Below are 8,735 nucleotides of genomic sequence, written 5' to 3'. Positions count from 1 at the left end.
ACCAGGGCGCCGACTACAGTTCGATTCTGGTGGGCATCCAGGTGCCCGCGGCCGAAGACGCGGAGTTCCGCCGCTTCCTCGCCACGCTCGGTTATCCGCACTGGGAAGAGACGAGCAACCCGGCGTACCGGTTGTTCCTCGCGTAACGAGCGGCCATCGTGTCCGTTTCGCTTTCCGACAAGCTCGTCGTCGCCATTTCGTCGCGTGCGCTCTTCGATTTCGAGGAGGAAAACCGCGTGTTCGAGGCCGGCGACCTGCAAGCCTACGAGGCGCTCCAGCGCGAGCGCCTGAACGTGCCCGCGCGGCCAGGCGTGGCGTTCGCGCTGATCCGCAAGCTGCTCGCGCTCAACGACGGCGCGCATCACGTGGAAGTCGTGATCCTCTCGCGCAGCGATCCCATCAGTGGTCTGCGCGCGTTCAGCTCGTGCCGCGAGCACGGGCTCGACATTCAGCGCGGCGTGTTCACGCGCGGACGCGAGCCCTGGCATTACCTCAAGCCGCTCAACGCGTCGCTGTTTCTCTCCGCGAATCCGGCTGATGTGAAAAGCGCGCTCGACGCCGGATTCCCCGCCGCACGCGTCTTTCCGGAATCGGCGACAATGGCGGAACGCAACGCGCACGAGATTCGCATTGCGTTCGACGGCGATGCGGTGCTGTTTTCCGACGAAGCCGAGCAGATTTTCCAGAGCAAGGGGCTTTCCGCCTTTGTGAGCCACGAGCGCGACAACCGCGAACTGCCGCTCGCGCAAGGCCCGCTGCAGCCGCTGCTGGCCGCGCTCAACCGTCTGCAGAAGCTCGCCGACGCGAACGCGCAAATGCGCATCCGCACTGCCCTCGTCACCGCGCGATCGGCGCCGGCGCACGAGCGCGCGATCCGTACGCTGATGGCCTGGAACATCGAGATCGACGAAGCGATGTTCCTCGGCGGACTCGACAAAGGCCCGTTCCTGCGCGAGTTCAAACCCGATTTTTTCTTCGACGACCAGATCCGCACTTGCGAATCCGCGCGCTCGGTCACGGCCACCGGGCACGTGGCAAGCGGCGTGACCAATCTCGCAACCGAAGCCAACGCATCATGACTCCCGACCAATCTCCGCTCGGCAAGGCCTCCACCTACACCGAGCAATACGACGCTTCGCTCCTGTTCCCGATCCCGCGCGCGGGCGCGCGCGAGCAGATCGGCATTGGCGCGCAGCTGCCCTTCTTCGGCAGCGATATCTGGAACGCCTACGAGCTTTCGTGGCTCAACGCGCGCGGCAAGCCGCAGATCGCGATTGCCACGTTCTTCATTCCCGCCGACTCGCCGAACATCATCGAATCGAAGTCGTTCAAGCTCTATCTGGGCTCGTTCGCGCAAACGCCGTTCGAATCCGCCGAGGTGGTGCGCGACACGATCAGGCGCGATGTGACGGCGGCTTGCGGCGCATCGGTATCGGTGCGGCTCGAGCAGCCTGGCGCGTTCGGCAAGATCCCGTTCGAGGAATTCGACGGACTCTCGCTCGATCGCCTCGATCTCGACACGGAGATCTATCATCCAGAGCCGACGCTGCTGAAGGCGGCCTTCGACGAAGCCCCGGTAGAAGAAACGCTGATCTCGAACCTGCTCAAGTCGAACTGCCCGGTGACGGGCCAGCCCGACTGGGGCAGCGTGCAGATCCACTACGTCGGGCCGCAGATCGATCAGGCGGGCCTGTTGCGCTACATCATCTCGTACCGCAATCACACGGGCTTTCACGAGCAGTGCGCCGAGCGCATCTTCATGGACATCCTGCGCGAATGCAAACCGGACCGGCTCGCCGTCTACGCGCGCTACACGCGGCGCGGCGGCCTCGACATCAATCCGTTTCGCACCAACTTCAACATGCCGATGCCGGATAACGCGCGGCTCGCGCGCCAGTGAGCGCAAGAAACGCAGGCAATCAAAAGCAAAACGCGCCGCAAAAAACGGCGCGTTTTTCATTGGCGTGGCGATTCGACTGCGCGTCAATGCGGCAGCTCGGCCGCCCCCATGCGCCGCGCAATCACGGCGGAGCGCTGCGCGAGATACGCCGAGTTGCGATGCTCGTCGAAGTACTTGGGACGCGGCAGCATCACCGCGAGCCGCGCCGACTGCCACGGCGTGAGCTTCGCGGCGCTCGTGCGGTAGTAGTAGCGCGCGGCGGCTTGCGCGCCGTACACGGCGTTGCCCCACTCCACTGAATTCAGATAGATCTCGAAGATGCGCTCCTTGTCGAGCAGCGTCTGCAGCATCCACGTGATGATGAACTCCTGGCCCTTGCGGATGTAGCTCTGCTCGCGCGAGAGGAACAGGTTGCGCGCGAGCTGCTGCGTGATGGTCGAGCCGCCGCGCACGATATGGCCGCGCTGCTTGTTCCTTTCCCACGCCTGGAGGATGGCGTCGGTTTCGTAGCCGTTGTTGTTGACGAAGTTCGCGTCCTCGGACGCGATGATCGCGCGCTTCAGGTTGCGCGAGATCTGCTCGTACGGCACCCATTCGTGCTGGATCGAGAGACCGGGGCGCTCGGCGGAAAGACGCGCGGCGTCGGTGCGCATGTACGCCGTGGTTTGCGGATCGACGAAGTTCCACAGCGCGATTTGCGCGAAGTAGAAGAGTTGCGTGGCGATCCACGCCATCGCGAACACCGAGACGACCCAGGTCAGCCAGCGCAGCATGCCAGGACGTTTGCGCGACTGCGCGCGCCGCCCGCTGCCGCTCGCGACCGCCGCGGCCTGCGCACCGATGGCTTGCCTGCGCATGGCGTCGTCTCCGTTTCGTGCGAGAGGTGCGGGGCGTTACGCGGCCTGCGCGGCGAGCTGCGCGCGCAATGCCGTCAGCACCGGCGCGCCCTCGGGCCGCACACCGCGCCACACGAAGAACGACTCGGCGGCCTGCTCGACCAGCATGCCAAGGCCGTCGGCCGCGCGCGCGCCGAGTGCCTGCGCGTGGCGCATGAACACGGTGGGCTGCGCGCCGTACATCATGTCGTAGGCGAGCGTACCGGTGCCGAACGCGCGCTCGTCGCACTCGGGCAAGGCCGCATCGAGGCTGCCCGCCGTCGCGTTCACGATCACGTCGTAGGGCTTGGGATCGAGTGCATGAGGGCCACCGCCGTTGAGCATGCAGCCGAACTCGCCCGCCGCGCCTGCGAACTGCTCGATGAGCGCGTGCGCCTTGGGCGCCGTGCGGTTCACGATGGTGATCTCGCGCGGCCGGCGCTCGAGCATCGGCAGCACGACGCCGCGCGCTGCGCCGCCCGCGCCGAGCAGCAGCACGCGCGCCCCTTCGAGCGCAACCCCGAGGTTCACCTCGATGTCGCGCACGAGGCCGAAGCCGTCGGTGTTGTCGCCGAAGATGCCGTTTGCGTCGAAGCGCAGCGTGTTCACCGCGCCCGCCGCCGCCGCACGCGGCGAGAGCTTGTGTGCAAGCGCATGCGCTTCCAGCTTGAACGGCACGGTCACGTTCAGGCCGCGGCCGCCCGCCGCGTGAAAGGCCTGCACATGTTCGACGAAACCGTCGAGCGGCGCGAGCAGCCGGTCGTATTCGACGCGCTCGCCCGTTTGCAGCGCGAACTGCGCGTGGATGTATGGCGACTTGCTGTGCGCCACCGGGTTGCCGACGACGGCGTAGCGGTCGGCGCTCACAACCGGCTTCGACTCGCTGGCACTCATTCGCGCGGCTCCGTGGCGTGCTGTTCGCTCGATTGCTCTTCTGCGGCGGGCGCATCGCTTGCCGCCTCGCCTTCGGCGTCGCCTGCTTCCGCGACGGCTTCCGCTTCGCTTTGCGCGGACTCGTCGGCGGCCTCGATCAGCTCTTCGTCTTCGCCCGTATCCTCTTCGGCCTGCTCGCCGCTCGTCACGACAGGCGCGTCGAGCACGCGCAGCATCCGCACCGAAGCCTCGATGGTCAGCTCGTCGATCGACAGCACTTCCATCATCAGACGCGTGCCGCGCGCGTGCACGCCGAGTGCGGGCACGTGCATGAGCAGCGGCACTTCCTCGAAGCGCACCAGGTCGTCCTTCACCACGCTCGCCGGGAATTCGCGGCGCGGCTCGCGCCCCGCTTCGCCGCGCATTTCCTGCTGCAGCCAGCGCAGGCACCAGAAGTACTCCATGCGGCGCTGATGGTCGGCGTAGGCGGTGTAAGTCTCGTCGAAGCCCTGCACGACGGCGAACAGATCGGCGTCCTTGGGCTTGAACGGCGCGACGAGCTTGGCGGCCACGCCGTGCTCCACGCAGGCGAGCAGCTGCCACTGGTTCACGAGGTCCACGTAGCGGCGCAGCGGCGAAGTGCTCCACGCATACTGCGCGACGCCGAGGCCTTCGTGCGGCGCGGCGTTGGTCTGCATGCGCGTGCGCTTGGGACCGGTCGGCGCGCCGAACGCGCGCTGCGAGCGATAGATGCCCGGCACGCCATGATCGTGCAAGAACGCGCCCCACGTGGAGTTTGCGAGAATCGCCAGCTCCGCGACGATCAGGTCGAGCGGCGAGCCGCGGCGGCGCGGCGAGATGGTGACATGCTCGCCTTCCACGTAGAAGTTGAAGTCGGTGTTGCGCTGGACCTCGCGGCGCAGGCCGTAACCGGCGCGCGCCTGCTGGCGCTTCTCGAACAGCGCCTGCGCGAACGGCCACAGCACGGCGATGTCGTCCTTGTGCGGATACTCGCCCGTTCCCGCTGCGAGCGTCTCTTCGGTGACGACTTCGTCGAGCGTGTTGTGACGCAGATTGTTCTTCACGAACACGCGCTCGGCGCGCGTTTCGGTCGCGACGATCTCCTGTGTCTCGCGGTTCACGATGCAGTAGAGCGACAGCGCCGGACGCAGACCGCCTTCCTTGAGCGTGAACGCGTCGACGAAATCGTCGGGCAGCATCGTGATCTTGTCGCCGGGCATGTAGACCGTCGAAAGACGCGTGCGCGCGATCGTATCCGCCGTGTCGCCGCGCTGGATGCCGAGCGCGGGCGCCGCAATGTGAATACCGATGCGCACGCGGCCGTCGGCCAGATGCTCGATCGAGAAGGCGTCGTCGATTTCGGTCGTGGTGACGTCGTCGATCGAAAACGCCTGCACGTGCTCGGCGGCGTCGGGCAGATCCTCGGGCAGCGTGCCCACTTCGACGGGCGGAAAACCCGTGCCGTGCGGGAAGAAGTCCGCGAGGAAGCGTGCCTCGTGCAGCGCGCGCGGCGAAGCGATGCCGCCGTTCTCGAGCATGAGGCGCGGCATCGAAATGCCACGCGCGGCGGCTGCCGCTTCGAGCGCCTTGTATTCGATCGAGTTCTTGTCCGGCTTCGTAAGGAGCCCGAGCGCCTTGCCCTTGAACGCCTCGGGCAGTCCGCCCGCCTTCAGCTCCTCTTCGTAGCCGGCCTGCACCAGCGCCTGCTGACGCTTGCGCTCGAGCGAGGCAAGCGCCATCTTGAGCTGCTCTTCGGGCGCGCGCTGATACTGGCCGCGCCCCTTGCGGCGAAAGTACACGGGCGAGCCGTGCAGGCGCAGCACGAGCGCGGCGCGCTCGACCGGGCCGTAGGTTTCGCCGAAGTACTCGCTCGCGAGCGCCGTGTAGGCGAATTCCTCGGCGGGCGCGCACTCCCACAGGAAGTCGAGATCGATCTCCTGGGCGGCGGCGTCCGCCTGCTCCAGCAGTTCGCTCGCAGCCGGCTTCTCGAACTCGATCAGCACGTCTTTCGCGCGCACCTTGGCGCGCCGCCCGCCGGGCAGCTCGACCTGGAACGCATCGCCCTGGCGCGACAGCACGCTGCCGGCCTTGAAACTGCCCGATTCCTCAAAGAAAACGTTCACTCAATACTCTCGTTCAGACTTGCTTCGACCGCCGGCGCGGCGCGCGGGCGGTGCTGTATACATATAGGCGTTCGCACGCATCAGGCGGCATCGCAGAAACGGATCACTTCGTCGACGTAATCTGCGAATTCGCTGATGCCATGATCGCTGCCTTCGATCAGGTGTGTGGGCACACCCGGATAGTGCGCGAGCATCTCGCGGTAATCGAGCACTTCGTCACCGGTCGCGGCGACCAGATAGTAGCGCGCGGGTTGCGTCACCTTCGTCACGGCCAGCGCGCGCAACTCTTCCAGGTGACGCGGTTCGACGACGATGCTGCCGCCGCCGTGCCAGAGCGGCTGCTCGCCGAGATACTTCGACAGATCGCGGTCAGGCACCACGGCGGGGTTCAGCAGCGCGGCGCGCCAGTCGTGCTTTTCCGCGAGATGCGTGGCGAAGTAACCGCCGAGCGAACTGCCGATGAGCGTGACGCGCTCGCCCGGCTTCCATTGCGCGCCGATCTCCTGCTCGGCGAGCGCAATGGCGTCGCGCGGCGAAACCGGCAGCGTCGGGCACAGCCACTCGCCGCTGCGTCCCAGTTCGGCCATGCGCGCTGCCAGGAGGCGCGCCTTGAACGACTGGGGCGACGAGCGAAAGCCGTGCAGATAGACGATCACGCCGCGCTCCGTGCCGAGAGCGCATCGAGCAACTTTTGATGCACGCCGCCGAAGCCGCCGTTGCTCATCACGAGCACCTGGTCGCCGGGGCGTGCGGCTGCGACGACCGCCTTCACGAGCGCGTCGAGATCGTGGAAGGCGCGGGCCTTCTCGCCGAGCGGCGCGAGCGCTCCGGCGAGATCCCAGCCGAGCGCGTCCTTGCCGCTCGCTGCGCCGTAGCCGAACACGAGGTCGGCGTCGGCGAGACTGGCGGGCAGTTGCGCCTTCATCACGCCCAGCTTCATCGTGTTCGAGCGCGGCTCGAGCACGGCGAGGATGCGCGTGTTTTCGTGGCCCACGCGAGTGCGCAGGCCGGCGATCGTCGTTTCGATGGCCGTGGGATGGTGCGCGAAGTCGTCGTAGACGGTCACGCCGTCGACGCTGCCGCGCGCTTCCATGCGGCGCTTCACGTTGCGGAACGCGGCGAGCGAGGCGGCGGCCTGCGCGGGCGGCACGCCCACGCTGCGCGCGGCGGCAATCGCCGCGAGCGCGTTCAGGCGGTTGTGTTCGCCCTGGATCTGCCAGTCCACCACGCCTGCACGTTCACTTTTGTGATAGACGGCGAAGCGCTCGTCCACGGCCACGCCGTCTTCCGCCGGCAGCGCCTGCCAGCCGCCATCCACGCCGAAGCGCTCCACGTCGCTCCATACGCCGCGCGTGAGCACGCGTTCGAGCGCGTCCGAGCGGCCGTTCGTGACGATGCGGCCCACGCCCGGAATCGTGCGCACGAGGTGATGGAACTGCGTTTCGATCGCCGCGAGATCGGGGAAGATGTCGGCGTGATCGAATTCGAGGTTGTTGAGCAGCGCCGTGCGCGGACGGTAATGAACGAACTTCGAGCGCTTGTCGAAGAACGCCGTGTCGTACTCGTCGGCTTCGATCACGAAGAAGCTCGAATCGGTCAGGCGCGCCGACACGCCGAAATTCAGCGGCACGCCGCCGATCAGGAAGCCGGGATTGAGGCCCGCGTCTTCGAGCAGCCACGTGAGCATCGAACTCGTGGTGGTCTTGCCGTGCGTGCCCGCCACCGCGAGCACCCACTTGTCGCGCAGCACGTGTTCGCCGAGCCACTGCGGACCCGACGTGTACGGCAAGCCGCGATTGAGGATCTCCTCCATCAGCGGGTTGCCGCGCGTGACCACGTTGCCGATCACGTAGAGATCGGGCTTGAGTTCGGTCTGGCTCGCGTCGTAACCCTCGATGAGGCGGATGCCCTGCGCTTCGAGCTGGGTGCTCATCGGCGGGTACACGCCGGCGTCGCAGCCGGTCACCGTGTGGCCCGCGCTGCGCGCGAGCACCGCGAGTCCGCCCATGAACGTGCCGCAGATGCCGAGGATATGGATGTGCATAAGCCTGTCGCGCCGCGCGGGCGTCGTGAACGCGTTGATCGGTTTGATCGGGTTGAAAAGGACGGAGAAGCTGGAACGACGGCAGCCCTGCGCCGCCGCAGCAAAGAACGGGTATTGTACCCGAGGCCCTGAGCCCTATTGGCTCGACCTCGGCCCCTGCAGCGACGGAAAATCCCTGGGCACCCCGGCAGCCGCTGCGGCGCAGTGGCCGCCTGCAGGAGCCCAGGGCGATCTCTAGTATGATTGAAGGATGGTTCGCAGATCACATTTCGATCCCCAGCGCGTGCGCGAGGAAATCGCCATCGCGGCAGCAAGGATGATCGCCGAGGACGGCCTCGACTATGCCACCGCCAAACGCAAGGCAGCCCGGCAGGTGGTCGGGGAAACGCGTATCGAAGGCACCTGGCTGCCCGACAACGATCAGATCGAGGAAGAGATCCGCGAATATCAGGCCCTCTTTCAGAGCGACAGCCAGCCGGTGGTGCTCCGCCGCCTGCGCGAGATCGCGCTCGAATGGATGCAGCGGCTCGAGGCGTTCAATCCGTTCCTGACCGGCGCGGTGCTCAACGGCACAGCGGGCGAGCACTCCGACATCCATCTGCAGATTTTTTGTGACAACGCGAAGGATGTCGCGATCTGGCTCCTGAACGCGAACGTGCAGTACGACGTGTCGGAAACGCGCCATTTCGCGGCGCGCGGCTTTGTGGAGACACTCAGCTTCATGTGGCGTCCGTCACGCGCGGGGGAGCCGGTGGGCATACACGTTGCGCTCTACAATACGGACGACTTGCGCGGCGCCGTGCGCGCCGACGCGCGTGGCAGGCTGCCGCGCGCCAACGCGCAGGCCCTCCAGGCGCTGATCGACGAGAGCGGCGCCACTTCTTCCACAACCTGATAAC

Annotated in this window: 9 protein-coding genes; 4 read left to right on the top strand and 5 right to left on the bottom strand. The window is 66.7% G+C overall.

All coding sequences use genetic code 11. The features are described 5' to 3' along the window. From AB4Y44_RS36065 to queF, 3 genes are all read left to right on the top strand, one after another. On the top strand, positions 1-146 hold a 146-nt coding region (locus AB4Y44_RS36065), incomplete at its 5' end, for a hypothetical protein (protein WP_342924486.1). Between the two features lie 12 nt (positions 147-158). Next, on the top strand, positions 159-1,079 hold the full coding sequence (locus tag AB4Y44_RS36060; protein WP_368702193.1) for a 5'-nucleotidase: 921 nt from the start codon (positions 159-161) through the stop codon (positions 1,077-1,079). Continuing rightward, the gene (queF, locus tag AB4Y44_RS36055) at positions 1,076-1,900 is read left to right on the top strand and encodes an NADPH-dependent 7-cyano-7-deazaguanine reductase QueF (protein WP_342924483.1); all 825 of its coding nucleotides are present in this window, start codon (positions 1,076-1,078) and stop codon (positions 1,898-1,900) included. Before AB4Y44_RS36060 ends, queF begins: the two co-directional genes overlap by 4 nt. Before the next feature lie 83 nt (positions 1,901-1,983). Here the strand turns inward: queF and mtgA are convergent, their stop codons facing one another. The 5 genes from mtgA to mpl form a co-directional block, all read right to left on the bottom strand. Beyond that, positions 1,984-2,673: a monofunctional biosynthetic peptidoglycan transglycosylase gene (gene mtgA, locus AB4Y44_RS36050; protein WP_368702194.1), complete on the bottom strand. Its 690-nt coding sequence runs from the start codon at positions 2,671-2,673 to the stop codon at positions 1,984-1,986. A gap of 120 nt (positions 2,674-2,793) precedes the next feature. Next, positions 2,794-3,669 (bottom strand): shikimate dehydrogenase, encoded by an 876-nt coding sequence (gene aroE / locus AB4Y44_RS36045; RefSeq protein WP_368702192.1) that lies wholly within the window; start codon positions 3,667-3,669, stop codon positions 2,794-2,796. After that, complete coding sequence (locus tag AB4Y44_RS36040; RefSeq protein ID WP_368702191.1) at positions 3,666-5,792, bottom strand: RNB domain-containing ribonuclease; 2,127 nt, start codon at positions 5,790-5,792, stop codon at positions 3,666-3,668. Before AB4Y44_RS36040 ends, aroE begins: the two co-directional genes overlap by 4 nt. A gap of 80 nt (positions 5,793-5,872) precedes the next feature. Beyond that, entirely contained in the window at positions 5,873-6,448 is a 576-nt protein-coding gene (locus AB4Y44_RS36035) for a YqiA/YcfP family alpha/beta fold hydrolase (protein ID WP_368702190.1), read from the bottom strand. Then, on the bottom strand, positions 6,445-7,836 hold the full coding sequence (mpl, locus tag AB4Y44_RS36030) for a UDP-N-acetylmuramate:L-alanyl-gamma-D-glutamyl-meso-diaminopimelate ligase (protein WP_368702189.1): 1,392 nt from the start codon (positions 7,834-7,836) through the stop codon (positions 6,445-6,447). Before mpl ends, AB4Y44_RS36035 begins: the two co-directional genes overlap by 4 nt. A 250-nt stretch (positions 7,837-8,086) precedes the next feature. On the opposite strand from mpl, the gene AB4Y44_RS36025 reads away from it, so the two are divergent. Continuing rightward, complete coding sequence (locus AB4Y44_RS36025; protein ID WP_342924478.1) at positions 8,087-8,731, top strand: UDP-N-acetylmuramate--alanine ligase; 645 nt, start codon at positions 8,087-8,089, stop codon at positions 8,729-8,731. Positions 8,732-8,735 lie beyond the last annotated feature (4 nt).

It is taken from the genome of Paraburkholderia sp. BR10937, assembly GCF_040965695.1.
Classification (GTDB): Bacteria; Pseudomonadota; Gammaproteobacteria; order Burkholderiales; family Burkholderiaceae; genus Paraburkholderia.
Note: the sequence above shows the minus strand (reverse complement) of the source record. Positions and strands in the feature narration are given on the sequence as shown.